This is a genomic window from Nonomuraea sp. 3-1Str (genome assembly GCF_031570565.1).
GTDB lineage: Bacteria > Actinomycetota > Actinomycetes > Streptosporangiales > Streptosporangiaceae > Nonomuraea.
Genome location: NZ_JALHBK010000013.1, coordinates 54,801 through 79,280 on the forward strand (window position 1 = coordinate 54,801; position 24,480 = coordinate 79,280).

Sequence of the window (24,480 nt, forward strand, 5' to 3'; positions counted from 1 at the left end):
CGGCTCTCAGACCGTGGCGGGCGGACGCTTGCCGAAGGCCCCGACCGTGGCATGGAAGATGCCCATGACCAGCACTCCGAGAGCGGCGGCGGTGAAGGCCACGGCCGGGTACCCGGCCGTGTCGGCGCCGACGGCGAGCAGGGCCGCGATGACGTACATCGCCCAGCCCGCGACCAGGTTGACCAGCGGGCCGGTGCCGAAGGGGGTGGGGAAGTGCTCCTTGGTGATGCCCTTGACGAAATGCGGTGTCGCGTTCGCGCCGAACACGCCGGCGAAGAAGCTGAGGACGGCCGTCAGCAACATGGTCACTCCTGTGGTTCTCGGGTGGCCGGCCCGGCACGGTGAGCCGGGTCGCGGGTGAGGCCCCTGACGGTCAGCTCCACCATCTGGCGCAGCCGGGCACGCAGGACGTCCTGCTCCTGTCGCGCCTGGGAGATCCCGGCGAGGGCGTCGAGCAGGATGAGGGCCGCGTCATGGGCGGACAGCGCCTCGCCGAGCAGGTCGAGCTCGTCCGCCGAGTCGGTCAGCACCCCCTGGACGACCTCGGCGTACCGCTCCTCGAACGACAGCAGCACGTCCTCGGCGACCACACTGGCCTCGGTGAACAGCTCCGCCCGGAACTCGGCCTCGACCGTCCCGGAGAACAGGTCGAGCTTGACCGACAGCACGTCGTAGAGCCGTTGCGCCACGGCGCGGTCGGAGTGGCGGGCCTTCTCCGCCGCCTCGACGACATCGTCGACGATCCGCCGGCCGACGGCCCGGAACACCTCTTCCTTGCCCTTGAAGTGCTGGTACACGGCAGGCCGGGACATCCGCGCGGCCTGGGCGATCAGGTCCATGGACGTCCGGCGGTAGCCGTAACGGCCGAAGACGCCGAGCGCGGCGGCCACGATCTGCTCCCGCTTGGCGATGGCAGCATCTGACATGCTGACAAATTATACGAAAATTGTCAGTCTGTCGAACAGGTGGCGTGCGCGTCTCGCGTCATCCGGGCCCGGCGTCCGGCGCGTCAGCCGAACGGGCTCCGGCGGGGCCGGGAGTCCTTCGTGCCCGTGAGCAGTGACCGGGTGCGCGGAGGCGCCGAGGAGGGCAGCTCGGACAGGATGTCGGCGAGCGAGACCCCGGCCAGGCTGTCGCGCCACGCGCGGTGCGCCTCGGCCATCTTGACGGCCAGGACGCAGGCGCCCAGGCAGTCCTCGGCCGGCAGCGCGCCGCGTCCCTGCCGGCGGATCTCGCGGCACTCGTACGGCGAGGACGCGCCGTCGACCGCCTCCACGATCTGCAGCAACGTGATCTCCCCGGGGGGCCGGGCGAGCCGGAACCCGCCTCGCGGCCCCGTCGTGGCCGACAGCACGCCGGCCTTGACGAGCGACTGGAGCTGCTTGGCGAGGTAGGGCGCCGGGAGGTCGTAGTAGTCCGCGAGCTGGGCCGCCGACGCGGTGGCTCCCGGCTCCAACTGCGCCAGCGAGGTGGCGCAGTGCAACAGCCATTCGGTGCTCACGGGCAGTTTCACGATCACCAGCATATCGCGGATATTGAGGATCTGCTTAGTCCGAGATATGGTCACTGGGTACCGACGAGAAGGAGAGAACGTCATGCGTATCGCCGTGGCCGGCGCGACCGGCGCCATCGGATCCCTGACCGTGGCCGCCCTCGAACGGGGCGGGCACGACGTCGTGCGCATCAGCCGCTCGCTCGGCGTGGACCTGCTGACCGGTGACGGACTGGACGAGGCCCTGGGCGGCGTCGAGGCGGTGGTGGACGCCACCAACGGCCCGGCCGCCGATGTGGACGAGACGGTGGCGTACTTCGGCGCCACCACCCGCAATCTGCTCGCCGCCGGGGAGCGGGCCGGCGTCCGTCACCATGTGCTGCTGTCGATCGTCGGCATCGACCGGGTCGAGGGCAACGCCCACTACGCCGGCAAGCGGGAGCAGGAGCGCCTGGTGTCCGCGGGGCCGGTGCCGTGGACGATCGTCCCGGCCACCCAGTTCCACGACTTCGCCGAGATGGTGGCCGGTTGGACCGAGCGGGACGGCGTCGCGACGATCGCGCCGCTGCTGGTGCAGCCGATCGCGCCGGCCGACGTGGCCGGGATCCTGGCCGAGGTCGCGGTGGGGGAGCCGCAGGGGCGCCACGCCGACGTCGCCGGTCCCGAGCCGCAGGATCTCGTCGACATGGCCCGGCGCACGCTGCGGGCGCGCGGCCGTGAGGTGAAGCTCGTGCCGACGTGGTCGGGACTGTTCGGCCCGGGGATGGCCGGCAACGTGCTGCTGCCCGGGGGGAACGCGCGCATCGCGCCGACCACGTTCGACGCGTGGCTCGAGGAGCAGCGGGTGCGGTGACGATCCAGGAACTCCCCGCCCGGTAGTGGGTGACGGTGTCGCGGAGACGCTCACTCTGCAGGAATCACTGCGGTGACTGCGGAGCGTGCGGCTCCTTCGTCCATGTGGCCTTGCCGGCGGCGAAGCCGGCGAGGTGGGCTTGGCCGGACGAACACGCGACCGGGTGATCAGAATTGGACGTGTGTCATCGAGTACCAGGTCGGGCCGAACACCAACAGGGCAAGCCCGGCCAGGACCATGATCGACTTGAGTACGCGAGCTGTGGTGATGTGCGCGGGCGCGACGGGCCGCAGGTTCCACCGCCCGACCATGATGAAGGCCGCGACACCTCCTAGCACCAGGTTGGCGGGCACCAGTCCGTACTCGCCGCGCATGATGTGAAAGCCGGCCGCGAGGATCATCGTCAGCGTCAGGCCACCGGCGGCGAGCGGCGTCAGCTTCGGCCGGACTCCAGTCATCGCCGGCAGGATCAGGCCGACGCCGCCCAGCACTTCCACGACCCCGATGAAGACGATCAGGGGTTGCGGCACCGCGGCGTACCAGGCCACGGCCCGGGGTGCCGCCGCGTACAGGGCTGCGTCGTACAACAACACCTTTCCGAAGCCGCTGCCGGCGAAGAACAGGCCGGACAACACCTGAAGCGTCCAGAGCGTCCTGTTGAGGGTCACCCACGTTCCACGGGACTGGGGCCGCTGCTCCTCGTCTCGGACGTCATGGGGGTGCGCGCTGGTGTGCGATGTCATGTTTTGTCTCCTTAGTGGGTGTTACAGCTGGTCCGGCGACGTCGGGCGAGCCGTGGGATGGACTGCCTGATCAAGGGTTCCGTCGCGTTCGGATGGCCGGTCCTGCTCGGCTCCTAACCGGCGGCCTTCTTGAGCAGTGCGGCGATCTCCTTCTCGTTGGCGGGGGTCAGCTTCGTCAGTGCGAAGGCGGTGGGCCACATGGTGTTGTCGTCAAGGTCGGCCTGGTCGCTGAAGGCGAAGGTGGCGTACCTGGTCTTGAACTTCTGCGCGGGTTGGAAGTGGCAGACGACCTTGCCGTCCCTGGCGTAGGCAGGCATGCCGTACCACGTCCTCGGTTCGAGGTCCGGCGCGGTCGCCTTGACGATGGCGTGAATGTGCTCGGCCAGGGCGCGGTCCGCTTCCGGCATCTCGGCGATCTTCGCCAGCACGTCCCGCTCCGCCTGGGCCGCCTTGTCCGCGCGCGAGCCGCGCCGCGCGGCCTCCTTCTGCTCGTGGGCGTGCTCCTTCATCGCGGCCCGCTCGTCGGCCGTGAATCCCGTGTAGGTGCTGCTCATGTCAGGTTCCTCCTTGTGAAGGGTCGTAGCGTCTGCTGTAGGTTCGGGTGGACGTCAGGCCAGCCAGCGGCCGTCGCGCATCAGCTCGCGGCCGGACAGTTCGTTCTCCTCGCGCCAGGCCCGAACACGGCGCGGGGTGACGCGGAACCAGCGGTACGGCGTGGTGAGCGTCCGCGGGTCGAAGCCGGTGCGCGCGGCGAACCGGTCGCCGAGCTCCGAGGTCAGCGCGTCGATCTCCATGACCTCGACCTCGCCGTCGATCAGGGTGACGTCGCGGGTGCCGCCCAGCCCGACCCGGACGGTGCCGGTGGCGGCGAGGTTGCGCCCGGTCGGGCTGCCGGCCGGTGTGGACAGCAGCAACGTCTCGCCGTCCCAGTCGAAGGACAGCGGCACCAGGTGGGGCGTGCCGTCGAGCGAGGCGCTGGCCACCCAGACGTCCACGTCGCGGGCCAGCCGGTGCTCGGTGTCGCGGCGCCGCTCGGCGCGGGCACGGGGCGGGTTGCGGGTGCTCATCGGTCCTGGACCAGCCCGAGGTCGTTGCCGTCGTGGTCGGTGACGGTGGCCACCAGACGGCCGCCGCCCACCTCGGTGACGTCCTGCCGCAGGACGGCCCCGGCGACCAGGAGCCGCTGCAGGCCCGCGTGGATGTCGTCGACCTCCCAGTAGCAGACCGGCCCCGTCATGCCCTGCCGGTGCCCGTTGGGGTCCAAACCGATCTCCTGGTCGCCGACCCGGTAGCCGACGTAGTAGACCTCGTCCACGTACGGCCGCGCCCCGGCCAGCGAGGTGAAGACCTCCTTGGCGCGGGCGAGGTCCCCGACCGGATAGATGATCGTCTTTGCGTTCGCCATGGCGGCTCCGTTCTCGTCGGCGTTCTGCAATGTGCCGAACCTACGGACGCCGGCGCGCCGCCGGTGAGACCAGAACGCGCCACAGAGGGGACCCAAGCCGCCACTTGATCCGCCGGAAGCGCGGCATGCGGCACTGCCTTAAGCTGTCAGCCGTGCCGGAGGCGACAAAAGGGTCGATGCCGCCATATGTGGTGCGTCTAGTCCTAGAAGCGGCGAGAACGGCGGGCGTCTCCCCGGACGAGCTCAACCGCCTCCCCGGCGTGGGCGTCCTTGACCAGCAGGGCATCCGCGTTCCGACGATGCTGCTGACACGCGTCTGGGAGGTCTCTTCGGCGGCCTTCGCGCAGGCCGGGGGTGCCCCGCGGGTCGCACAGCTGTGGACTCCCGGCCGGTTCCACGTCTGGGACTACATCATCAAGTCCTCAGCCGACCTGGGCGAGGCATTCGACCTCGCCGCGCGGCACCTGCCCGCGATCACCGACCCCGACAGCGCGTTCGTCGTGCGGCGGAACGCGGCGGGCCGCCTTACGGTCGCCACCCGGCCGGTCCCCACGTTCGGCCGCGTCGGCGCGCTGATCGGCGAGTTCGTGCTGGGCCTGCTGCTCCAGCAGGCCGGGGCGGCGCTGGGACGGCCGGTCACACCCGTCGCCATCACCGTCGCCGGCGAGCCGCCCCGTTCGCACGCCCACCTCGTCGAGGCGTTCGGCACCCGCGACATCCAGTTCAACGCGCCCGTCTCGTCCATCACCTTCGCCCCCGCTGACGCGACCGCGCCGCTGCCCGGCGCCGACCCGGCGCTGGCGGCCATCGTCCGCGACCACGCTGTCCACTCGATCAGCAACGCGCGGCCGATCCTCGGCTGGCTCGACAAGGTGCACGCCGAGATCGCCGACAGCTTCGCCGACGGCCCGCCCTCGCTGGACCGGGTCGCGCGGCGGATGACCATGAGTTCCCGCACGTTCCAGCGCAGGCTGCACGAGGAGGGCACGAGCTGGCGGGAGGAGGTGGAGAAGGTCCGCGAGGCCGAGGCGACCCGCCTTCTGCGCGACACCGGCCTGACCATCGACGCCGTCGCCGCCCGCGTCGGCTTCTCCGACGTGCGGGCGCTGCGCCGCGCCTTCCACCGCTGGTACGGCCGCACCCCCGCTGACTTCCGCCGCCAACCCTCCGCCAAGTGACTCGGCGGTATCGCGCAGAACTGGCGAGCCGAAGACCCACCCGGCCTGGACCTGCCGTCTGAGGCCGTTCGGGGCCCTGCCGAGGGCGGTGGCGACGAGCGGTTCGTTCAAGACCGTGCGGGTGTCGTGGCGCGAGGGTGCTCGTATGAGCGAACAGAGCTTCACTCCCGCGCTGGGACGCTTCGCGTCCACGCGTTTCTACGATCCCGTCGTCGTGCTGACCCGCGAGCGGCTGTGGCGCGCACTGGCCGTCATGCATGTCGCGCCACGACCGGACGATGTGATCGTCGATGTGGGATGCGGCACCGGCTCCACGGCACTGCTGCTGCACCGCACCGAGCCGCGGGCACGGGTGGTGGCGGTGGACCCCGATCGCAGCGTGCTGGAGATCGCCCGGCGCAAGGCCGCAGCCGCCGGGGCGACCGTGCGGTGGGAGGCCGGCATGGGTGACGCGCTGCCGGAGATCGTGGGCACCGGTGTGGCGGACACGGCGATGTCCAGCCTGGTGTTGCACCAATGCCCGATGGGGACGAAGCAGGCCATTCTGGCTTCGATGCACGCGGTTCTGCGACCGGGCGGGAAACTGGTCATCGCCGATTACGGGTTGCAGCGCACCCGGCTGATGCGTCTGGGGTTCCGGCTGGTGCAGGCCGCCGACGGCGTCGAGGACACCCGGCCGAACGCCGAGGGTGTGGTGCCGGAGTTGATGGCCGGGGCCGGTTTCGGCGACGTGCGGGAGGCCGAGGTGGTGTCAACGCTCACCGGTTCGATCTCGGTCTACGTCGCCTGCCGCGGCTGACCCGCGCAGCACCGGCAGCAGGACCGCCGGGGTCAGGCCCATCATCTCGCGGGTCCATCGCGTCAGATGGGCCTGGTCGGCGAAACCGCTCATGGCCGCCGCCTCTGCCGGCGTCTGCCCCGCCCGCAGCGCCTCCACCGCCCGGCGCAGCCGGCCCCAGACCCGCCAACGTGCCAGCGGCATGCTCAACTGGCCGCGTGCCAGGGCGCGCAGCCGTTGCGGTGACAGACCCACCCGCGCGGACAGATCCGGCATCGAGACCGGCCCGTCCACCAGCGCGTCCATCGCCGCGAGCAGCCGGGGATCGAGCTCACCGGACGGTCGCGCGCCGGCACGGCGAACGTCGTCGTCACTGAGCCGGAGCAGTTCGGGAGCCGCGCCGATCCCGGGGCCGTAGCGCTCGCGCAACCGGTCGGCGAACGCGCACCGCGGTTCGACGAAGAAGACACGCAGCTCCGTCGTCGCCAGCATCCGATGCCGCGCCATGGGCGGCACGACGAGCGCCACGGCGCGGTGACAGGTCTCGGAGTCGTCCACCATGCCCACTTCGCCCCCGATCGCGATGGCGATCTGGAAGGCGGCGTGACGATGAAAGGCGGTGTCCCACGACGGCCCCTGGTAAAGCGCATAGCCGTGACCGACATCGAAACGTGGCATCGTCTCCATCGGGGTGAGGGTACCTCCGGTCAGAGCGTCTGGACGGTGTGGGCCGCGGTGAAGGCCAGGAGGGAAGTGGCGGTGCGCGCCGGGTCCTCAAGGATGGGCGAGTGCCCGAGACCGGGCAACATCTCGACTTTCACGCCAGGAACGACGCGGTAGTCGGCGGCCGAGGAGGATCGCCATCTGCGGTCGTCCTGGCCGAAGATCACCAGTAGCGGCTTGCCGAGGGCCTTCAGCCGATCCGGGAGCGGCTGCTGCTCCAGGTACTCGCGGGTGGCCTGCATGGTGGCGGTGAGCGTGTGGAAGGTCATGCAGCGCACCTCGTCCAGGAGCTCTTGTGGGATCAGGTAGCCGGCGCGGCTGAAACCGGTGCTCGCGAACTGGCGGAGCTGCTCGTCGGTCGGCGGCCACTGCGAGGGGCTGATCGCGGCGGACCGCGGCGCGATGAAGGCGTCCAGGCTGGGGCCGGTGTTGATGAGCGCGAGCGCGGTCACCAGGTCGGGCCGCTGTTCGGCGAGGGCGGTGGCGACCGCGCCGCCGCTGGAGTGGCCGACGACCATGGCGCGCTTGACGCCGAGCCGGTCCAGGGCCGCGCCGACCCGGCGGGCCTGGACCGGGAGCGCGTAGCTGCGGTCGGACGGTTTGGCCGACCGGCCGTGCCCGAGCAGGTCGATCCGGATGACGCGATGGGATCCGGTCAGCATCGGGACGATCGCGTCCCACGAGCGGGTCGAGGATGCGGACCCGTGGATGAGCAGGAGTGCGGGGGCGTCGCTGGGGCCGTCCTGGCACACGTGGAGGTCGTCGTCGTTCAGGGACGGGGTCGGGTCCTCGGCAGGCTGCACGTCGTGAGATGTCATGCGGCCACTGTCGCGGCCGGCGCGGGCCGGTGTATTGGAGGAATGTTCCCCTCTGGCTCGCCTGGCACGGGGTGAGGCGGCTGTGTGGGACGTCGCATGTCCAGCGAGGGCCGGCCGGATCACCATGGCCGGGTTCCGCCCGAGCACGGTGAGGAGGCGGTCGAGCGCGACGCCCTCTTACGAAGGCGGCCAATTGCGTAGGGCGGCGTTGGCCAACTCCTGGAGCTCATCGCGGCCGACACCGCTCGCGGCCTGCACGGCGATGCCGAACGCCAGCGTGGTGACGTAGCGGGCCAGGAGCCCCGGATCGGTTTCCGGAGGAAGGTTTCGACGCGGACGGTCCGACAGGAACGTTCCAGGACGAAACCGGGGAATTGCGCTGGTAGGCGCGTGGAAACGATCGAGGGTGGCGCGACCGCACCCTCCTCGATCGTCGCTTTGCAGCCGTCCGGAGTATCAAGGGCGAGCAGCCGCGTCCTGGCCGGGAGCGACCTCGACAGTCTGGACAGCGTCTCTGATTCCAGCGCTCATGCCTTCAACGGTATTGTTGAGCTCTCGTTGATACTTTTTCGCGGCATCGGCAGGCTCATGGGACGTAACCTTCAAAACGGCGCACGGCTCAGGCCGGTCGACCTGGCGCGCGGGCACGGCCTGTCCACGCAGGCGATCAGGAACTACGAGGACGCCGGCATCCTTCCGGCCGCCGATCGCACCCCCCACGGCTATCGCACCTACACGCCGCTGCACGCGCAGGCCCTGCGCGCGTTCCTCGCCCTCGTGCCCGGACACGGCCACCGTACGGCCACGTCCATCATGCAGGCGGTCAACCGGGGCGCGACCGAGGACGCGCTGCGGCTCATCGACGAGAGCCACGCCCAACTCCTCGACGACCGCCGCACCCTCCAGGCCGTCGAAGCCGCGCTCCGCGACCTCGCGCCCGTGCCGCAGGAACGCGGCGACACGTTCGTCGGCCCGCTGGCGAGAAGGCTCGGCATCCGCCCGGCCACCCTGCGCAAATGGGAACGCGCCGGCCTGGTCCGGCCGCGCCGCGACCCGCAGACGGGCTACCGGATCTACAGCGCGGCCGACGTACGTGACGCCCGGCTGGCCCACCAGCTCAGAAGGGGCGGCTACCTGCTGGAGCAGATCGCCCCGCTGATCGCCCAGGTCCACTCAGCCGGAGGCGTCGCACCGCTGGAGTCGACGCTGCGCGACTGGCACGCCCGCCTCTCGGCCAGGAGCCGCGCCATGCTCACGGGGGCCGCCGCGTTGGACGCCTACCTCGACTGCCGACCGGCTCCGCCCGGAGACGAGCCGGGTACCCGCAGCCCGTGACCGGGTGGCAGACCAAGTACGGGAGAAAGGGATAGTGGGGTGTTGAGGTGACTGCCCAGAGGGTTCGTTTGTCGGGTGATGTGACCCTCCGCTTGGGTTTGGTTACGTTTTGATGAACACGGCCGTTCGGCAGAGTTGATCATCGCTACGGTTTCCGACGCAGTTCAAGCGGCTGACTTAGGCGCGGGTGCTGCACGTGCTCTGGCGCGCTCCAGGTTCGGCATGGCCGGGAAGGTGTCCGCCGAGCCGCATGCGGTGCGCGAGCATCCGGCCTCGTGCCCGTGAGGCCGGATGAGCCGGTGCTATTGAGCGGTCATCGTGATCTCGGCGGGCACATCTCGGCTTCCATTTCCTTGGTGAGGATGCTGATCGGGTTGCCCCAGTCGCCGTTGATGTTGGTGACGACCATGTGCCTGCCGTCTCGGGTGCCCATCGCGTAGGTCCAGGAGCCGTGGATCCTGCCGCCGTTGCCCCAGACCGTCACGCCGCACGACAGCTTCTGGGAGAAGATTCCGAGCCCGTAGGCGGTGTTGTCGATCCACTGCGTGCCCTTGGTGGAGACGGTGGTGAACATCTCCTTTTGCAGCGCGGGCGGCAGCAGACGGCCGTTCAGCACTGCCCGATAGAAGGTGTGCAGGTCGTTCATGGTTGAGACGATGCTGCCGGCTGACCCGGCCCAGGAGGGGTTCATGTCGGTGAGGTCATAGGGGGTTGTGGTGTCCTCGCCGACCAGGAACTTGACGTAGTGCCGTGCGTGCGGCTTGCGCAGCTTCGTGTCTTCGCCCGGCAGGTACGTCTTCCGCAGGCCGAGCGGGCGGATGATGCGCTGGTTGATCTCTTCGGCGTAGGACCTGCCGGTGACCTTCTCGATGATCATTCCGGCGAGCGTGAAGTTGGTGTTGGAGTAACTCCATCCCTGGCCAGGCGCGAAGGAGGGCGGGTTACGCATGGCTGTCTTCACCAGTTGCTCGGGACGGTAGCTGCGGAAACGGGCCTTGAGGAAGGCGGTGCTCCACTCTTCGGTCGCCAGGTCCGCATCCGAGGTGTAGGGGAAGATGCCGCTGGTCTGGTTGAGCAGTTGCCTGATGGTGATCTTGCTGCCGTCGTGGCCGTTGCCCTTCACCACGTCAGGCAGCCACTTGTCCACGGTGTCGTCCAGGCTCAGCCGGCCCTCGGCCACCAGCTTCAACACCACGACCGCGACGAACGTCTTGGTCGTGCTCCCGGCCCGGAAGTACTCCTGCCGGCGGCGCTTGAGGCCGGTGTCGGTGTCGGCCACGCCTGCCGTACCGAACCATGACCTGCGGTCGTCACGGACTTCGGCCATGGCGCCGGGCATGCCGTCGGCCACGGCTTGGTCAAGCACCCGCTGGAGCCGGGCGTGGTCGTCGGTGCGGCCGTCGGCCGCCGCCGGCGACGCGCTTACGGTCACGGCGACTGCGGCGGCGAGCAGGCAAGCGGTGGTACGGAGGATCTTGGCCATGGGTCGATCGCCCTTCATACAGATGGAGTGTTGGCGTAGGGGAATACGTGAGTCAGCTGGTGACACGGTGGAGCAGGATGTCGCCCTGGGTGACGTGGGCGTGGAGCTCGACGGTGTCGCCGCCGGACACCTCGGAGTCGTCGCCCAGGTTGTCGTGGACCCTGCCGAGCGCGGTCCTGGCGTCCGCCAGTACGGCGGTGCCGTGCGGGATCCCGACGTTGATCGTCCCGGCGCCGACGTCCAGATCGGCGCGCCCGCGCGCCATCACGCCGACCTTGACGGCGCCTTGCTCGACGCTCACGCGCAGGCCGTCTTCTGCCCGGTCCACCGTGACGTTCCCGGCGCCGTTGCCGATCACGGTGGCGCCGATGCTCTCGCCGACCTTGATCTGGCCGTGGGCGGTGGTGAGGGCGGCCGGGCCCCCGGACGTGGCCACGGTGATGTCGCCGTCGTCGGTGCTCAGGCGCGACTCGCCGGTACGGGCGAGGCGGATATGGCCACGGGAGACGTGGGCCCGTACCTCGCCCAGGCGGCCCTGGCCGTTCAGGTGCCCGTCGCGGAGGCTGATGTCGAGCGCCGAGCCGTTGGGCAGTTCGACCGTCACTGCGACGCGTCCGGGAAGGGATCGGATGCTCGAGCGGTCCTTGACCGTCAGGCGGCCGCCCGCGTAGGTGACGCGGGCGCGTTCGGCGGCTGCGACGTCGGTGGCGTCGGCCGGATCGGCCGGCCGTACCTCGACGGTGGTGTCGGTGCGCTGGGTCGCGCTGATGCGGATGTCGGCCGCGGTGAATGACAAGGCGGCAACGATCGGCTCCGGTGTGTCAAAGGTATCCATGGGTGGTTCACTTTTCAGCGGGGGTCGGTGGCGGGCGGCGTGCTTACGCACCGAGGGAAACGCCGAACTCCGCTTCGATGACCTTGAACATGAGGTCCCAGGACTTCCACTCGGTGTTGGTGTGCACGGCGACGGTGTGCCGGCCATCGGGAGTGCCGACCGCGAAGAAATAGGTGCCCCAGAAGCTGCCGCCGACGCCGCGCAGCGTCCGGCCGCCGGTCGCCTGCTCGTCGAACTCGAACATGCCCAGGCCGTAGCGGGCGTGCGGCATCCAGTAGCCGCCCTCGGTGGAGACCGTGGTCCACATCTGCCGGTGCTGTGCGGGCGGCAGCAGGCTGCCGGTGGTCATCGCGTTGAAGAAGCGGATCATGTCCGTCGTCGTGGAGACGACGTTGCCGGCCGCGTAGCCCAGGGAGGAGTTGAGCTCGGTGACGTCCAGAGGCGGCAGGCCGGGCTCCTCCATCAGCGATTCCCAGTTCTCCGGGGTGACCGCAGCCGGGTCGGCGCCGTCCTTGAGGAACTGGTGGGAGTAGCCTCGCGGGTGCGGACTGGGGTAACCGGTCTCGGTGGTGGGGCGCACGCGGGTGTGGGTCAGGCCGAGCGGCTGGACGACCCGGCGGTCGACCTCGTCGGCGTAGCTGTTGCCGGTGACCTCCTCGATGATCGCGCCGGCGATGTAGAAGCCGCCGTTGGCGTACTCGAAGCGTTCGCCGGGCGCACCGACCGGCGGCTGGGACACCGCCACCCGCAGCAGCTCTCCGGTGGTGAACTCGTCGAAGCGATGCTTGACGAAGCCGGAGCGGGTGGCGTAGCGGTGGCTGACCTCCGGCGCCAGGCCGGTGGCGAACAGGCCGCTGGTGTTGCTGAGCAGGTGCCTGATGGTGATCTTGTCGCCGTCGTAGCCGTTGACGTTGACGTCCAGCACGCCGGGCAGGTGGGCGTTCACCGTGTCGTCGAGGCTCAGCCGGCCCTCGGCCTCCAGGGCCAGAAGCGTCGCGGACGTGAAGGCCTTGCCGCTGCTGCCGGCGTGAAAGTACTCGCCCGGCACGCGCGGGGAGCCGGTTGCGATGTCGGCCACGCCGGCGGTGCCGAACCAGGTGCGGTCGCCGTCCTTGACCTCGGCGACGATGCCGGGAATGCCGACCTCGGCCACCGACCGGTCGAGCACCTGCTGCACGTTCTCGTGGGCTGCCATTGCACTGCCTTTCGGACGTTTCTTCCGTACGTCCTCCAGGGTGTCCACCGGCGCTTACATGCGTCTTAGAACGCTCTTTTAACCGGTATGGCGCCACTTTCAAACGGCACGTGCGCGTCTTTGTGCTCATAGCCTTTGTGCATGTGGATGGAGTTGCTCGGACCGGTCCGGGCCTGTGCCGACGATGGCACGCCGATCGAGGTCGGCGGCGTCATGGTCCGAGCGCTGCTGGCCCGGCTGGCTATGGCCGAGGGCGAGATGGTGCCGGTCGACGCACTCGTCGACGGCCTGTGGGGGGAGCATCCGCGCGGGGGCACCGTCAACGCACTGCATGGGCTGGTGCATCGGCTGCGCAAGGCTCTGGGCGAGGCCGAGGTCGTGGAGAGGGCGGCCGGCGGGTACCGCCTGCACGTACGCGCCGAGGACGTCGACGCCTGCCGGTTCGAGGAGAAGGCGAAGCGGGGCCGTCGCGAACTGGCCGCGGGTGACGTGCGGCGAGCGGCCTCGCTGCTGGACGAGGCCCTGGCGCTGTGGAGGGGAGACGCGCTGGCCGACGTGCGTGAGACCCCCTTCGCCGCCACGGCCGGCGCGCGGCTGGACGAGCTACGGGTCGCGGCAGAGGAAGACCGTTTCGAGGCGGAGCTGCGACTGGGCCACCACAACGAGATCCTGGCCGATATGGCGGCGATGGCCGCCGGTCACCCGCTGCGCGAACGGCTGGCCGGACTGCGCATGCGAGCGTTGCACGCGGCAGGCCGCCAGTCCGACGCGCTGGCCGTGTTCGCCCAGGTCCGCGGCACCCTCGCCGAGGAGCTGGGCGTCGACCCCTCCGAGGACCTCCGCGAGACCTACCTCGCCGTACTGCGGGGTGAGCGGGAGTACCCCCAGGCGCGACAGGTCCGGCCGCACGCAGTGCCAGGACGTCTGCCCGCCCAGCTCACCAGCTTCGTCGGCAGGCAGGAGGAGCTGAGGTTGCTGGCCGGGTTGCTGGAGTCCTCCCGGCTGGTCACCGTCGTGGGCCCCGGAGGAGTGGGCAAGACCCGGCTGGCCGTGGAGGCCGTGAGCCGGCATCGGGTCCATCAGCGAGGCCGGGCCTGGCTGGTCTGCCTGGCCGCGGTGAACACGGCCGACGGGCTGGTGGAGGCGGTGCTGAGCACGATCAGCCTCGCCGGAGTCCAACCGGCCGGCACGCTGCTGGAGCGGGTGGTCAACCTGCTCGCCGGTGGTGAGGGCGTGCTGGTTCTGGACAACTGCGAGCAGATCTCCGGAGCCGTCGCGGAGTTCGCCGGGCAGTTGCTGGAGCGCCGGCCGGACCTGACCATCCTGACCACGAGCCGGGAACCGCTGGACGTCATGGGTGAGGCGCTGTGCCGCCTGGGACCCCTCGGTCTCCCCCCGGCGCACGCGGATCGCGGTCGTGCCTCCGCCTCGGCCGCGGTGCGGCTGTTCCTCGACCGGGCGGGAGCCGTACGACCCGGCTTCGCCCTGGACGCCTCGACGGCGCGGCCGGTCGTGGACATCGTGCGCCGGCTGGACGGGCTGCCGCTCGCCCTGGAACTGGCCGCGGCACGCCTGCGGACCATGAGCGCCGAGCAGATCGCCCGGCGGCTGGATGACCGCTTCCGGCTGCTCAGCACCGGTAACCGGACCGCCCAGCCCCGCCAGCAGACGCTGCATGCGGTCATTGAGTGGAGCTGGGATCTCCTCACCTCACAAGAGCGCACGCTGGCCGCCCGGATGTCGATATTTCCGGCGCGGACGGGTATCGCGGTGATCGAAGCAATCTGCGCGGATGAGACGCTTCCCGCGGACGAGGTCGTCTACCTTCTGAACTCCCTGGTCGACAAATCCATCGTGGAGCGGGCCGGCGACGGCTACCGGATGCTGGAGACCATCCGGGCACACGCGGCGGGGAAGCTCCGGCTCGCAGGAGAGACCGACGCCGTCCTGCGTGGGCTCACCCGGTACTTCGCGGACCTGGCCGACGAACACGAGCCGCTGCTGCGCTCGGACAAGCAGGCGGAGTCGCTGCGGCTGTTCCAGGCCGAGTACGACAACCTGATGTACGCCCTGCAAACGGCCATCGATGGGGACGACGCCGAGACCGCGGCCCGGATACTCGGACCGCTGTACTGGTACTGGGTCATGCTCCGCTACGACGCCCGAGCCGAGACCTACATCGCCAAGGTCACCGAGTTCGGCGACGCGCTGCCCGCGGACGCCCGCGCCGCGTTCACCGCGATCCACCTGGTGGGCGCCGAGGCCGGGCCGATCACTGACCACGAGCGGCTCCGCGCGCTCATCGGCGACTGCGCGCGCACGGGCGCGCTGCGCCGCTATCCGATGCTGCTGACGATAGTGCTGGTGATGGCGGCGATACCCGGGCTGGACGAGCTGCTCGATCAAGAGATCGCCCGGGTGCGCAGCGGCCCGGACCGCTGGGCGATCGCCTGCACCTTCATGATCGAAGCCATGCGCCATCGCGAACAGGGCGACCGGGCTGGCTCCGCGACCGCGATGACCACGGCACTGCGCCTGTTCGAGGAGACGGGCGATCGGTGGTGGACGGCGAAGGCGCTGTACGGCCTGGCCCAGATCCACGCCATCGCCGGAGACCACGACCAGGCGATCACCGCCTACGAGCACAGCCTCGCGATCGCCACCGACCTCGGCTCGCAGGACGAGGTCTCCACCCGGCTCGGGCTCGCCACGGAACGCATGCGCGCCGGCGACCTGGCCGGCGCGAGGCGCGACATCGACACCGCCGAACGAGCGGCCTGGCGGCGTGGCCAGCCGGCGCTGGAGATCGAGGTGCTCGGCGTCCAGGCAGAACTGCACCGCCGCTCCGGAGAGGTCGAACGCGCCGATCAAGCGCTCGACCGGATGGAGGCGCTCCTGCGCAAGCTGCCCCAGCCGGCGGAGGCCATCGACCCTCGGCTGCTCCTCGCTCGGGTAGCCAACCTCCTCACCGCCGGCGACGCCGTACGCGCCCGCGGAATGATGCCCCGCGCTGTCGAGGCGGCGCAGGCGATCATGGAGGTCCCCTTGGCTGCTCAACTCCTGGCCAAGCTACTGTCGCTGGAGGGCGATCCGGCGGGCGCGGCCACCGCGCTCGGCCTGAGCCAGGCCATCCGCGGCGCCTTCGACCACGGCGACACCGAACTGCGCTGCCTCTCGGAGATGCTCACGGAGTCGCTCGGCCGTACCGACTACGACAGGGCCTATGAACGGGGCGCCGACCTGACCCCGCACGAGGCCACCGACCGTCTGACAAAGCTACGTGTATAAGTCCAGGGTGGCAGGGGCATTTGAGCCGATTGTCGTACATGAGGCAGGCCAAGTACGAGGAAAAGAGCAATGTGCCGCACAGGTCGGCGAAGTTCGGCAGCACCTATTGGGTCTCCGTCTGCTTGTTCATCGCCTGTCTCCGTGCGATCACACAGCTCACCGGGAGCGGAAACTCACGTGGGTTCGGCATCTCAACGCCTGTTCGCCTCGTGCGTTCAGCGCGCTGAATGTCGCGGGGGAGTGTCAGCGGAGGACGGCTTCGAGCGCGTCCGGCAGGGCGGTGTCGGTGATGACCAATTCGTCGCCCAGGTTGAGGATGCGCACCTCGCCGTGATCGAGTTCGAGCCGGAGGCCGATCTCCGTCTCGATCCGGTGGTCGATGATGCGGTGAACGGCCCGGATCGGCTGGCCGACGAATCGGCCCATCAGGAAATCGTCTGGGGCGGGACCGACTATGACCTGGCCGTACTCGTCCATGTCATAGGAGTCGTGTGGTTGATCGAGCGTCAGCTCGAGCGAGGCGTCGGGGGCGGTGTGGAAGCGGAGTGGGCCGAGGTCGCTCAGGTGCAACCACATGTGCACCAGTGAGGCTTGGTCGCCGCTGGGGTGGGTGTGCCAGCACCGTCACCTGGAGCAGCCTTCGGCTGACGAGCTCATCCGCGGAGATCAATGGTGTCACGGTGGTTCGGGCGTTTCCGCGGCGCTCTGCGGAGGTGGCGGGTGGCCCGCCGGCGCAGTCGCTCGCTGCTCATCCCGGCCGACAGGTCGAGCATCCGGCCGGCGGCCGCGCACGCCTCTTCCGGTTCGTGGGCGTCGACAGGGCGACCGCCAGCCACGACAGGTAGAGCGCGAGCTCGCCCGTGTGCAAGGCGTCGTAGCGGCTCAGCACGTCGGCGAGTAGCGGGATCGCTCGCAGAGGCCGATGCGGCGCGCTGGTGCTCCCCGGCGTCGCTCGCGATCCACCCGGTGATCTGGGCGAACTCCCCGACGAGGCCGAGCAGGCGGCAGTAACAGCTGAAATCGCTCACTCGGCAGGTGCTCGCCAGCCTCCCACCCCCGGACCTGGCGCCGCAGGCTCTCGCGGTGTGGCAGGCGCGCTCGGGTGCGCGGGTCAGCCGCGGCCACCAGCGCGGCACACGAGCAGGACGCGGTCACCCTGGCCCGCCTGGCCGATGCCCGTACCGCGTTCAGCCTCGACGGCAAGATTCTGGCCACCGGCACCAGGGACGGCACAGCGCGGTTGGGGCAACTGAGAAGTGATTCCAATCGAGGATCAAGTCTCTGCCGTATTCCGGTGGCACCCGTGGTGCGGGCGCCCAGCCGATACCGCCGCCGAAAGCCACCACATGCTGACGACGGCGTGCCGTACCCGCATCTGATCATTCACGCACAGGCAGACCGTAGGACGCCGCCAGGCGGCTGAGCGCCTCGCTGAGCGCGGCGTGCTGGGACGAGGTGAGGTCGGCGGCGAGTTTCGCGTCGAGAACGAGCGCCTTGGCAGTACATTCCGCGAGGAGGTCACGCCCCTCGCCGGTGAGGCTCAGAATCTGGCGGCGACGGTCGGCCGGGTCGCGGAGCCGCTCAATGGCGCCCATGGACTCGAGGTGGTCGGCGAGGGACACCATGAGGCTGGGTGCCACCCGCATCCGCTTGGCGATCTCGAGCTGCGAGACGGCCAGCCCCGAGCCGAGGACTTCCAGCAGGCCAACGTGCTTGGGCTTCAGATCGTGGACGGCCAGAGTCTGGGCGTACTGATCGGCGACCAGCACGCCCAGGGTGCTGAGCCGGAAGCTGAGCGTTTCGGTCCATTTGACATCGTTCACATTTAGCATGATACCATCCATAAATAATTCAGACTATGAACGATTAGAGATGAGATCGATGCTCGATCACCGCGCCCCGCAGATCGTCTTCGCCGACCTGCAGGACAGCATCGTGGCCCTGAGCAGGACGAACAGCCCCGAGACCATCAGACGCTCGGCCGGGGTTCTCGGCATGGTCGCGCAGGCGCTGGACATCCCGTTCACCGTGTCGGCCGCACCCCGGCCCGGTGGGCCCGGCGTGATCGCCGAACTTCCCGAAACGCTCCCGTTCGTGCGCAGCGGACCGTCCTGCTGGGACGATGAGGCATGGCGCGAGGCGATCGCCGCCGAGGCCCGCAAAACGCTGACCATATGCGGCGTGACCTCGGAGATCGTGGTCCTGCACACCGCACTCGACGCCCTGGCCGACGGCTATGACGTGATCGTTCTGGTCGACGCCAGCGGCGGCATGTCCGAGCGTACGGAGAACGCGGCACTCCGCCAGATCGAGGCAGCGGGCGGCACGGTGACGTCGGTGGCGAGCTTCGTCACGAGCATGGTCCGCGACTTCACCACCCCCACCGGCCGCGACGTCATCACCGCACTGCACGACCTGATGGTTTAGCAACCACAACCGCCCCCTGGCCCTCAGCTTGTCGTTCAACCGTCCAGACCCCGAAAGAGCTCCCATGAAACTCGCACCCCGTCTCCATCGCCTCGGTAACGATGTGGTGGCGTGTTACCTCGTCGACACCGATGAGGGCATCACTCTGATCGACGCGGGCCTGCCCGGCCATTGGCGGGATCTGCAGGACGAACTGCGTTCCCTCGGCAAGTCCGTCGATGACATCCGCGGACTCGTGCTGACTCACGGTGACTCCGACCACATCGGTTTTGCCGAACGTCTGCGCAGTGAGCACGGTGTTCCGGTGTTCGTGCATGCTGCCGACGCGGTCCGTACCCGCACGGGAGAAAAGCCCAAGACCGCGTTCGGGCCCATGCGCCTGGGCCCGACGCTCGGCTTTTTCGGCTACTCCCTCCGCAAGAACGGCCTGCGCACCCGTTACGTCAGCGAGGTCACCGAGATCGGTGACGGCGACGTCCTGGACCTGCCCGGGAAGCCGGTGATCGTGGGCATGCCGGGGCACTCACCGGGCAGCGTGGCGATCCACGTCCCCCTGGCCGACGCGGTCTTCGTCGGCGACGCCCTGACCACGCGGCACGTCCTCACGGGGCGCACGGGCCCGCAGCCCGCGCCCTTCACCGACGACCCAGCCGAAGCCCTGTCCTCCCTGGACCGGCTCGCCGGGCTGCCGGCATCCTGGGTACTTCCGGGCCACGGCGCCCCCTGGCGCACCTCACCGGCCCAGGTGAGCGAGGAGGTCAGGAAGGGCTAGGCAGTGTTTTGTGGATCAGAAGGGGTGTTCGGCCGCCTGATTCGCCGATTCGGGCAGCGCGGTGAGCTGGGGTGTGGCTCGATGGGTGCATGGTTCGTCGCCATGAGTTAACGGATGCTGTGTGGGAACGTATCGCGCCGCTGCTACCGGCCATGTGGAAGATCCGCACCGGTGCCGACTGGCGGGACATCCCTGAACGGTACGGCCCCTGGCAGACGATCTATCAGCGGTTCCGTCGCTGGTCAGCGGACGGGACGTGGCAGCGGCTGCTGGAGCACGTCCAGGCTCATGACGATGCGGCAGGCGCGGTGGACTGGTCAGCTGTCTGCGTCGACTCGACCGTCGTGCGGGCCCATCAGCTCGGGCGTTCGCGCGTGGATTGACCACCAAGCTGCACCTGGCCACCGACGGGCGCGGTCTGCCGCTGGCCTTCGTCGTCACCGGTGGCAACATCAACGACTGCACCCCATTCACCCAGCTGATGGCGGCCCTTCGCATCCCTCGGCTCGGTCGGGGCCGGCCCCTCACCCGACCGGAGCATGTCATCGCTGACAAGGGCTACAGTTCGCGGGCCTTCCGCACCTATCTGCGTCGGCGGGGCATCGGCGCAACCATCCCTGAACGCGCCGACCAACTGGCCGGGCGAGCTCATCGAGGGCACCGGCGCTGCGCGTTCGACCCGGCCCGCTACAAGCGTCGCAACGTCATCGAACGCTGCTTCAACCGGCTCAAGCAGGCCAGAGGCATCGCCACCCGCTACGACAAGCTCGCCGTTCACTACCAGGCAGGTGTCACCATCGTCTGCCTGTTGCTATGGCTCACATGAGATCCACAAAACAGGCTCTAGGGCTGAGCGTTGCGACCGAAGCAGCCGAGCAGCCCCCACAGCGTGGCTCCGCCAGCGGCGAGGCCGGTGAGGAGCGCAGCCGGCCATGTCGAGCCGTCCGCGAGCATGAGGGCGGCAGCGATGGCGATGGCGGCGACGGCCGCGAGAACGATCAAGATCACACGTTCGGGTGACATGTGGTCAGTTCCACCAATCTGTGAGCGGACACAATACAGCCAAGGCATGGACCAGACGGCGTGTTCGCCCTGGTCAAACCCATAGGCATTCGTGTGTCGTCTCTCCTGCGCGGCTCCCTTCCGGGTATGGCTTCTTGGTGGAACTGGGCCCATGGTACGGAAAAGCCCGAACCCATGCGATGGGTTCGGGCTTATGGCGCCTGTCTACATGGTCGAGGTGGCGCGAACCGGCGGGCGAGCACGCGCGCCCTGCGCACCTCAGGTGTGGTCGATGAACAGCAACTCAGGCTGCTTGTAGAGGATGCACCCGCCCGGCTCAGGATCGCCCGGGTTGCGGTGGCAGACCCAGGTCTGCCAGTAGAGCACTCCCCAGGTGTCGGGCTTGCCAACGTTCTTGAGCTTGTTCCAGCCGGCGTCGGGCATGGTGTACTGGCCGTACGCCTTCGTGAAGTTCTTGTACGACGCGTTCGCCGTGTCACTGTCGTACGGCCACGCGGTGTTCTCGTTGCGCAAGGTGTTGTCCCATAGCGCCGCCTCCGACGTCGCCCACACGCCCAGGACCTCCAGGTTGATCTCCTGACCGGCCTCGATGGGGGCAAGCTTCTTCGTGGTCGTGTTGTAACACATGAGGCGGATGTTGAGCGTGGGCGCCGGGTCGCTGCTGGATATCTCCAACGGCCCGGATGCGATCGACACCGCCGTGCTGCCGGAGGGGCATGGGTTCTGGGGTGTGGCCGCCAATCGGTCCGCCACACTCGCGTGCGAGACGGTCGCGGAGGACACCATGGCGGCCGCCGTCAGCAGGGGGAGAAGGAGCTTTCTGGTGATCAACTCTTTTTCCTCGCTTCCTGAAGTTCGTCTTCTCGTCGCTTGCATTCACAGGCTGCCGATGAGGTCTTGTCATCCACTTGGAAGCCAGTGAGTTCGCCTGCGCCAACGCAGCGGTGGGCGGAACGGCCGGTCGATCGGGCGGGCGGCCGGAGTGCGGTGGGCCGATCGCGGCCAGACTGGACGACGCCGGGCGGCCCTGTGTTGCACGACCAGGCGGCGCGGCCGGACGTGTGCGGCGGCCTGGCGCTCGCCGGCCGGGACCTCCTCGGCCGGGGCGATGTTGTCGCCCAGGCGGGCAGGCTCGTGGACGTGGGGACCGTGCCGTCGTCCTCGTAGGTGTAGAGCGGCGACGGGCCGTGGATCTCGGCCCACGCGTCGGCGATCGACTTACGGCCGGCTCGCTCGGCAGGCGGTGACGGCCTCGCGGACGGTGGCTGGCACGGGGCCTTACCGGCAGGCCGTGTCCGAGGCGCTATTCACGACGGCGTCATCCGACGACGTTTGCGCCGCTGTCGCTGACCTCGTCGTCAGCGCCGGGCGCCGGGCCCTTCCGCTGGCCGGAGGTGTGGCGGCGCGCAGGCCGAAGGCGGAGACCGCCGCCCCCAGCAGCACCATGGCCACGGGGACGACGAGGGGCCTGGAAGGTGACGGCCAGCGCGAACACGACGCCGAGTCCGACCTCAGCCGCCACCTTGAGCCGATCGGGAGCATGCACGGCGTTCAGGCTAGGGCACGGGTTCGGCAGGCCTGCACCGGCCGAAAGTACTGTTGCGTTCCCTGCTTTCAGTCGATGTGGGCACCGGGTCCTGGTTTACAGGATGAGGTCCCATGTCATCTGAAGTGCGTCAGCGACGGCCGCGGATCGCGGCGCTGGACGTGATCCGCGGGTTCGCGTTGTGCGGGATCTTGCTGGCCAACGTTCAGCCGATCGCCCACACCGGCGCGACGGCCGTGTCAGGCGCGCAGGCGAGCCCTGCGGATGCCTGGCTCAATCTGCTTGTCGAGCAGCGTTTCTTCCCGATCTTCTCGCTGCTGTTCGGCATCGGCTTCTCGCTGTTGCTGCGCTCCGCGGGAGAGCGAACTGCCCGGCCTCGGCTGCTGCTACTGCGCAGGCTGCTGGCGTTGCTCGCGATGGGATTGGTCCACCATCTGCTGCTGTGGCAGGGCGACATCCTGGCCGTCTACGCCGTCGTCGGGCTGGTGGTGCTGCTGCCCTCAACCTGGTTGCCCCGCTGGGCGGTGGCCGCGCTCGCGTTCGTGCTGCTGGCCGGGGCGCTGACCCTGGCCGCCGGGCCGTTCGCACTGGTTCCCGGCCTCTTCCTGCTGGGTTCGGCGCTGACCCGGTACGGGGTGATCGACCGGATCGAGGACTCAGCCCGGGTTCCCGCGATACTAGGCCTGCTGTTCGCCGTGGCAGCGGTGCCCGTGGCCGCGCTGCAGGTCGAGGAGGTGCGCTTCAACCTCACCCTGGCACTGGCCGGTCTGCTGATCGCGGGCGTGTACGTCTGCGGGATGCTCTTGCTGCTCAGGACCCCGGTGCGACCGGTGCTGGAGGTCGTCTTCGCGCCGCTGGGCCGGATGGCGCTGACTAACTACCTGACCGCCACCGTGCTCGTGCTGGTGGCCGCCCCGCTGGCGGGCGGGCCACCGCAGGAATGGCCCGCCGCCACGGTCCCGATCATCGCGGGCGCCATCCTCCTCGTCCAATGGATCTGGTCCGCCCTCTGGCTCAACCGCTACCTCCAGGGACCGATCGAATGGCTGTGGCGATGGGTCACCTGGGCCCGCCGTCCCGCGCTGCGCGCATCGTGACGCCGACTGGCCACCCTCCGAGCAACGAGCCGGCCGCTGCCGCCCGGCCGGTCCCGCTCAGGGCGCTCACTACCTGAACGGCGCTCCACCTCACGGCCACCAGTTCTCGTGAGGATTGTTTCCGGGGCCCGCACTCTCTGCTTCAGGCCGCGCGAGGAGTTCCCCTCAATCCGGCCTTCCCACCGAAGAAATGGACACCTTCATGAGTCATACGCCCGAGCCGAAGAGCGCGGCCATGCCGCAGGTGAGAATCGACGGATCTCAGCTCACCACCGAGCAGGGCCAGGCCATCGCCGGCACCACACGCCCGGCCGATGGGACAGGGCCGATGCGGCGCCGGCCGATCCTGCGCGGCAGCCTGGCCGTCGCCGCCGGGCTGGTCACCCTCACGGCGTCCGCCTGGTTCACGCCCGGCCCCGGCGCCTTCGCCTCTACGCCCACAGCCGCTCCTTCCGCGTCAGCCAGCCCCACGGCCCCACCGATCGCCACTCCCCATCTGCCCGCGCCCACCGGACCGCACCGGGTCGGCACCACCTCCCTGCACCTGAAGGACACCTCCCGTCCCGACCCCTGGGTCCCCGAAGCCAAGGCCAGAGAGCTTATGGTCTCCCTGTGGTACCCGACCAAGGCGCGCGGCGGGCAGCGGGCCCCGTACATGACGGCGAAGGAGTCGGAGCTCAACCTGAAGGGCTCAAGGATCACCGGCGTGCCGGCCGACATCCTGAGCAAGACCCGGACCAACAGCCTCACCGGCGCCGAACCCGCGGGAGGCAGGCGCAGCCTGCCGCTCGTGGTGCTCTCACCCGGCTTCACCCGGCCGCGGAGCTCGCTCACCGGCCTGGCCGAGGACCTGGCGAGCCGAGGGTACGTCGTGGCCGGCATCGACCACACCTACGAGAACTACGCCACCACCTTCCCCGACGGACGAGTCGTCACCTGCGCCGCCTGCGAGCTCGACACCGCCGAGAACATCGGCCAGAAGGTGGTGGAGAACCGACCGGCCGACATCTCCTTCGTCGTCGACCAGCTGACCGGCCCACACGCCAGATGGAAGGGCAGCGCACTGATCGACACCTCCCGCATCGCGATGGCGGGCGCCTCCGTCGGCGGCGCGAGCGCCACCGGAACCATGCTGAAGGACTCCCGGATACGCGCCGGGATCAACCTGGACGGCAACATGTTCGTCCCCGTCCCCGCCAGCGGTCTGGCACGGCCATTCATGTTCATGGGCCACCCCGCGCACCGCCAACCCCAACACCCACCGCGCCTACGGTTCGGCCATTGCGCGGCCGGTTCGCCGGCGCCGGCCACCGACAGCGGATCGGGATCGGCGACGGCGGCCGGCGCGCACAGCAGCGCAGGTCTGGAGCATGGGGATGGTTCCCCGGGGACGTGCCCGTCCGGCCTGGCGAAGGGGCCGGTGTGAGCGGCTTCACCGATCAGGAATCCTCCGCCACGTCGTCAGTTCTGCTGGCCCCTCTCGCACCTG

27 protein-coding genes and 1 pseudogene are annotated in these 24,480 nt (G+C 69.5%); 12 read left to right on the plus strand and 16 right to left on the minus strand.

All coding sequences use genetic code 11. From position 1 onward, the window contains the following. Positions 1 to 6: 6 nt before the first annotated feature. The 3 genes from MTP10_RS21465 to MTP10_RS21475 all read right to left on the minus strand — a co-directional run bounded on the left by MTP10_RS21465 (position 7) and on the right by MTP10_RS21475 (position 1,513). On the minus strand, positions 7 to 303 hold the full coding sequence (locus MTP10_RS21465; protein ID WP_310711303.1) for a hypothetical protein: 297 nt from the start codon (positions 301 to 303) through the stop codon (positions 7 to 9). A 2-nt stretch (positions 304 to 305) separates the two neighbouring features. Further along, complete coding sequence (locus MTP10_RS21470; RefSeq protein ID WP_310711304.1) at positions 306 to 926, minus strand: helix-turn-helix domain-containing protein; 621 nt, start codon at positions 924 to 926, stop codon at positions 306 to 308. 83 nt (positions 927 to 1,009) lie between these two features. Then, positions 1,010 to 1,513 (minus strand): Rrf2 family transcriptional regulator, encoded by a 504-nt coding sequence (locus MTP10_RS21475; RefSeq protein WP_310711305.1) that lies wholly within the window; start codon positions 1,511 to 1,513, stop codon positions 1,010 to 1,012. An 82-nt stretch (positions 1,514 to 1,595) separates the two neighbouring features. Between MTP10_RS21475 and MTP10_RS21480 the strand changes: the two genes are divergently transcribed. After that, positions 1,596 to 2,345, plus strand: coding sequence for an NAD(P)H-binding protein (locus MTP10_RS21480; protein ID WP_310711306.1), 750 nt, complete (start codon positions 1,596 to 1,598; stop codon positions 2,343 to 2,345). A 167-nt stretch (positions 2,346 to 2,512) separates the two neighbouring features. Here MTP10_RS21480 and MTP10_RS21485 read toward each other — a convergent pair whose 3' ends face one another. From MTP10_RS21485 to MTP10_RS21500, 4 genes are all read right to left on the minus strand, one after another. Continuing rightward, positions 2,513 to 3,088, minus strand: a complete 576-nt coding sequence (locus MTP10_RS21485) for a DoxX family protein (protein ID WP_310711307.1) — start codon at positions 3,086 to 3,088, stop codon at positions 2,513 to 2,515. Between the two features lie 113 nt (positions 3,089 to 3,201). Next, entirely contained in the window at positions 3,202 to 3,642 is a 441-nt protein-coding gene (locus MTP10_RS21490) for a DUF1801 domain-containing protein (protein WP_310711308.1), read from the minus strand. A 54-nt stretch (positions 3,643 to 3,696) separates the two neighbouring features. Continuing rightward, positions 3,697 to 4,155 carry a pyridoxamine 5'-phosphate oxidase family protein gene (locus MTP10_RS21495; protein ID WP_310711309.1) on the minus strand — a complete coding sequence of 153 codons (459 nt, stop codon included), beginning with the start codon at positions 4,153 to 4,155 and terminating at the stop codon, positions 3,697 to 3,699. Beyond that, positions 4,152 to 4,493, minus strand: coding sequence for a glyoxalase (locus tag MTP10_RS21500; protein ID WP_310711310.1), 342 nt, complete (start codon positions 4,491 to 4,493; stop codon positions 4,152 to 4,154). The genes MTP10_RS21495 and MTP10_RS21500 overlap by 4 nt, the downstream gene beginning before the upstream one ends. Before the next feature lie 260 nt (positions 4,494 to 4,753). Between MTP10_RS21500 and MTP10_RS21505 the strand changes: the two genes are divergently transcribed. Beyond that, the gene (locus tag MTP10_RS21505; protein ID WP_397334485.1) at positions 4,754 to 5,671 is read left to right on the plus strand and encodes a helix-turn-helix domain-containing protein; all 918 of its coding nucleotides are present in this window, start codon (positions 4,754 to 4,756) and stop codon (positions 5,669 to 5,671) included. Between the two features lie 145 nt (positions 5,672 to 5,816). Further along, the gene (locus tag MTP10_RS21510) at positions 5,817 to 6,470 is read left to right on the plus strand and encodes a class I SAM-dependent methyltransferase (RefSeq protein WP_310711312.1); all 654 of its coding nucleotides are present in this window, start codon (positions 5,817 to 5,819) and stop codon (positions 6,468 to 6,470) included. On the opposite strand, the gene MTP10_RS21515 is transcribed toward MTP10_RS21510, so the two are convergent. Continuing rightward, on the minus strand, positions 6,423 to 7,136 hold the full coding sequence (locus MTP10_RS21515; protein WP_310711313.1) for an AraC family transcriptional regulator: 714 nt from the start codon (positions 7,134 to 7,136) through the stop codon (positions 6,423 to 6,425). The two genes, MTP10_RS21510 and MTP10_RS21515, sit on opposite strands and share 48 nt — an antisense overlap. Positions 7,137 to 7,156: 20 nt before the next feature. Further along, positions 7,157 to 7,990 (minus strand): alpha/beta fold hydrolase, encoded by an 834-nt coding sequence (locus MTP10_RS21520; RefSeq protein WP_310711315.1) that lies wholly within the window; start codon positions 7,988 to 7,990, stop codon positions 7,157 to 7,159. A gap of 588 nt (positions 7,991 to 8,578) precedes the next feature. Here MTP10_RS21520 and MTP10_RS21525 point away from each other — a divergent pair. Further along, positions 8,579 to 9,325, plus strand: a complete 747-nt coding sequence (locus tag MTP10_RS21525) for a TioE family transcriptional regulator (protein ID WP_310711316.1) — start codon at positions 8,579 to 8,581, stop codon at positions 9,323 to 9,325. 313 nt (positions 9,326 to 9,638) lie between these two features. Here MTP10_RS21525 and MTP10_RS21530 read toward each other — a convergent pair whose 3' ends face one another. From MTP10_RS21530 to MTP10_RS21540, 3 genes are all read right to left on the minus strand, one after another. After that, positions 9,639 to 10,826: a serine hydrolase domain-containing protein gene (locus MTP10_RS21530; RefSeq protein WP_310711317.1), complete on the minus strand. Its 1,188-nt coding sequence runs from the start codon at positions 10,824 to 10,826 to the stop codon at positions 9,639 to 9,641. Positions 10,827 to 10,860: 34 nt separating this feature from the next. Further along, complete coding sequence (locus MTP10_RS21535) at positions 10,861 to 11,604, minus strand: DUF4097 family beta strand repeat-containing protein (protein ID WP_310711318.1); 744 nt, start codon at positions 11,602 to 11,604, stop codon at positions 10,861 to 10,863. A gap of 82 nt (positions 11,605 to 11,686) precedes the next feature. Then, positions 11,687 to 12,838 carry a serine hydrolase domain-containing protein gene (locus MTP10_RS21540; RefSeq protein ID WP_310711319.1) on the minus strand — a complete coding sequence of 384 codons (1,152 nt, stop codon included), beginning with the start codon at positions 12,836 to 12,838 and terminating at the stop codon, positions 11,687 to 11,689. A 141-nt stretch (positions 12,839 to 12,979) separates the two neighbouring features. On the opposite strand from MTP10_RS21540, the gene MTP10_RS21545 reads away from it, so the two are divergent. Further along, positions 12,980 to 16,126, plus strand: a complete 3,147-nt coding sequence (locus MTP10_RS21545) for a BTAD domain-containing putative transcriptional regulator (protein ID WP_310711320.1) — start codon at positions 12,980 to 12,982, stop codon at positions 16,124 to 16,126. A gap of 243 nt (positions 16,127 to 16,369) precedes the next feature. Here MTP10_RS21545 and MTP10_RS21550 read toward each other — a convergent pair whose 3' ends face one another. Both MTP10_RS21550 and MTP10_RS21555 read right to left on the minus strand, forming a co-directional pair. After that, entirely contained in the window at positions 16,370 to 16,702 is a 333-nt protein-coding gene (locus MTP10_RS21550) for a hypothetical protein (RefSeq protein WP_310711321.1), read from the minus strand. Positions 16,703 to 17,505: 803 nt separating this feature from the next. Beyond that, positions 17,506 to 17,958 carry a MarR family winged helix-turn-helix transcriptional regulator gene (locus MTP10_RS21555; RefSeq protein WP_397334486.1) on the minus strand — a complete coding sequence of 151 codons (453 nt, stop codon included), beginning with the start codon at positions 17,956 to 17,958 and terminating at the stop codon, positions 17,506 to 17,508. Between the two features lie 49 nt (positions 17,959 to 18,007). On the opposite strand from MTP10_RS21555, the gene MTP10_RS21560 reads away from it, so the two are divergent. The 3 genes and pseudogenes from MTP10_RS21560 (at position 18,008) to MTP10_RS21570 (ending at position 20,151) form a co-directional block, all read left to right on the plus strand. Next, positions 18,008 to 18,553: an isochorismatase family protein gene (locus tag MTP10_RS21560; protein WP_310711323.1), complete on the plus strand. Its 546-nt coding sequence runs from the start codon at positions 18,008 to 18,010 to the stop codon at positions 18,551 to 18,553. 64 nt (positions 18,554 to 18,617) lie between these two features. Beyond that, positions 18,618 to 19,325: an MBL fold metallo-hydrolase gene (locus MTP10_RS21565; protein WP_310711324.1), complete on the plus strand. Its 708-nt coding sequence runs from the start codon at positions 18,618 to 18,620 to the stop codon at positions 19,323 to 19,325. Positions 19,326 to 19,414: 89 nt separating this feature from the next. Continuing rightward, positions 19,415 to 20,151 (plus strand): annotated as a pseudogene (locus MTP10_RS21570) (IS5 family transposase). Positions 20,152 to 20,168: 17 nt separating this feature from the next. Here the strand turns inward: MTP10_RS21570 and MTP10_RS21575 are convergent. Both MTP10_RS21575 and MTP10_RS21580 read right to left on the minus strand, forming a co-directional pair. Next, positions 20,169 to 20,348 carry a hypothetical protein gene (locus MTP10_RS21575; protein ID WP_310711326.1) on the minus strand — a complete coding sequence of 60 codons (180 nt, stop codon included), beginning with the start codon at positions 20,346 to 20,348 and terminating at the stop codon, positions 20,169 to 20,171. Positions 20,349 to 20,606: 258 nt separating this feature from the next. Continuing rightward, complete coding sequence (locus tag MTP10_RS21580; protein WP_310711327.1) at positions 20,607 to 20,975, minus strand: hypothetical protein; 369 nt, start codon at positions 20,973 to 20,975, stop codon at positions 20,607 to 20,609. Positions 20,976 to 20,982: 7 nt separating this feature from the next. Here MTP10_RS21580 and MTP10_RS21585 point away from each other — a divergent pair, with 7 nt between their 5' ends. The 4 genes from MTP10_RS21585 to MTP10_RS21600 all read left to right on the plus strand — a co-directional run bounded on the left by MTP10_RS21585 (position 20,983) and on the right by MTP10_RS21600 (position 24,417). Next, entirely contained in the window at positions 20,983 to 21,270 is a 288-nt protein-coding gene (locus MTP10_RS21585) for a hypothetical protein (protein ID WP_310711328.1), read from the plus strand. 107 nt (positions 21,271 to 21,377) lie between these two features. Next, complete coding sequence (locus MTP10_RS21590) at positions 21,378 to 21,515, plus strand: hypothetical protein (protein WP_310711329.1); 138 nt, start codon at positions 21,378 to 21,380, stop codon at positions 21,513 to 21,515. Between the two features lie 492 nt (positions 21,516 to 22,007). After that, positions 22,008 to 22,991 carry a DUF418 domain-containing protein gene (locus tag MTP10_RS21595; protein ID WP_310711330.1) on the plus strand — a complete coding sequence of 328 codons (984 nt, stop codon included), beginning with the start codon at positions 22,008 to 22,010 and terminating at the stop codon, positions 22,989 to 22,991. A 202-nt stretch (positions 22,992 to 23,193) separates the two neighbouring features. Beyond that, entirely contained in the window at positions 23,194 to 24,417 is a 1,224-nt protein-coding gene (locus tag MTP10_RS21600) for an alpha/beta hydrolase (protein ID WP_310711331.1), read from the plus strand. Positions 24,418 to 24,480 lie beyond the last annotated feature (63 nt).

What these genes read in the sequence shown, in the direction of transcription:
- MTP10_RS21580 (WP_310711327.1), bottom strand. Translation starts at nt 20,975, where the DNA reads ATGTGTTACAACACGACCACGAAGAAGCTTGCCCCCATCGAGGCCGGT.
- MTP10_RS21495 (WP_310711309.1), bottom strand. Translation starts at nt 4,155, where the DNA reads ATGAGCACCCGCAACCCGCCCCGTGCCCGCGCCGAGCGGCGCCGCGAC.
- MTP10_RS21510 (WP_310711312.1), top strand. Translation starts at nt 5,817, where the DNA reads ATGAGCGAACAGAGCTTCACTCCCGCGCTGGGACGCTTCGCGTCCACG.
- MTP10_RS21520 (WP_310711315.1), bottom strand. Translation starts at nt 7,990, where the DNA reads ATGACATCTCACGACGTGCAGCCTGCCGAGGACCCGACCCCGTCCCTG.
- MTP10_RS21470 (WP_310711304.1), bottom strand. Translation starts at nt 926, where the DNA reads ATGTCAGATGCTGCCATCGCCAAGCGGGAGCAGATCGTGGCCGCCGCG.
- MTP10_RS21555 (WP_397334486.1), bottom strand. Translation starts at nt 17,958, where the DNA reads ATGCTAAATGTGAACGATGTCAAATGGACCGAAACGCTCAGCTTCCGG.
- MTP10_RS21500 (WP_310711310.1), bottom strand. Translation starts at nt 4,493, where the DNA reads ATGGCGAACGCAAAGACGATCATCTATCCGGTCGGGGACCTCGCCCGC.
- MTP10_RS21565 (WP_310711324.1), top strand. Translation starts at nt 18,618, where the DNA reads ATGAAACTCGCACCCCGTCTCCATCGCCTCGGTAACGATGTGGTGGCG.
- MTP10_RS21525 (WP_310711316.1), top strand. Translation starts at nt 8,579, where the DNA reads ATGGGACGTAACCTTCAAAACGGCGCACGGCTCAGGCCGGTCGACCTG.
- MTP10_RS21585 (WP_310711328.1), top strand. Translation starts at nt 20,983, where the DNA reads ATGTTGAGCGTGGGCGCCGGGTCGCTGCTGGATATCTCCAACGGCCCG.
- MTP10_RS21465 (WP_310711303.1), bottom strand. Translation starts at nt 303, where the DNA reads ATGTTGCTGACGGCCGTCCTCAGCTTCTTCGCCGGCGTGTTCGGCGCG.
- MTP10_RS21600 (WP_310711331.1), top strand. Translation starts at nt 23,194, where the DNA reads ATGAGTCATACGCCCGAGCCGAAGAGCGCGGCCATGCCGCAGGTGAGA.
- MTP10_RS21540 (WP_310711319.1), bottom strand. Translation starts at nt 12,838, where the DNA reads ATGGCAGCCCACGAGAACGTGCAGCAGGTGCTCGACCGGTCGGTGGCC.
- MTP10_RS21530 (WP_310711317.1), bottom strand. Translation starts at nt 10,826, where the DNA reads ATGAAGGGCGATCGACCCATGGCCAAGATCCTCCGTACCACCGCTTGC.
- MTP10_RS21515 (WP_310711313.1), bottom strand. Translation starts at nt 7,136, where the DNA reads ATGGAGACGATGCCACGTTTCGATGTCGGTCACGGCTATGCGCTTTAC.
- MTP10_RS21560 (WP_310711323.1), top strand. Translation starts at nt 18,008, where the DNA reads ATGCTCGATCACCGCGCCCCGCAGATCGTCTTCGCCGACCTGCAGGAC.
- MTP10_RS21485 (WP_310711307.1), bottom strand. Translation starts at nt 3,088, where the DNA reads ATGACATCGCACACCAGCGCGCACCCCCATGACGTCCGAGACGAGGAG.
- MTP10_RS21480 (WP_310711306.1), top strand. Translation starts at nt 1,596, where the DNA reads ATGCGTATCGCCGTGGCCGGCGCGACCGGCGCCATCGGATCCCTGACC.
- MTP10_RS21550 (WP_310711321.1), bottom strand. Translation starts at nt 16,702, where the DNA reads ATGTGGTTGCACCTGAGCGACCTCGGCCCACTCCGCTTCCACACCGCC.
- MTP10_RS21575 (WP_310711326.1), bottom strand. Translation starts at nt 20,348, where the DNA reads ATGTCACCCGAACGTGTGATCTTGATCGTTCTCGCGGCCGTCGCCGCC.
- MTP10_RS21595 (WP_310711330.1), top strand. Translation starts at nt 22,008, where the DNA reads ATGTCATCTGAAGTGCGTCAGCGACGGCCGCGGATCGCGGCGCTGGAC.
- MTP10_RS21490 (WP_310711308.1), bottom strand. Translation starts at nt 3,642, where the DNA reads ATGAGCAGCACCTACACGGGATTCACGGCCGACGAGCGGGCCGCGATG.
- MTP10_RS21545 (WP_310711320.1), top strand. Translation starts at nt 12,980, where the DNA reads ATGTGGATGGAGTTGCTCGGACCGGTCCGGGCCTGTGCCGACGATGGC.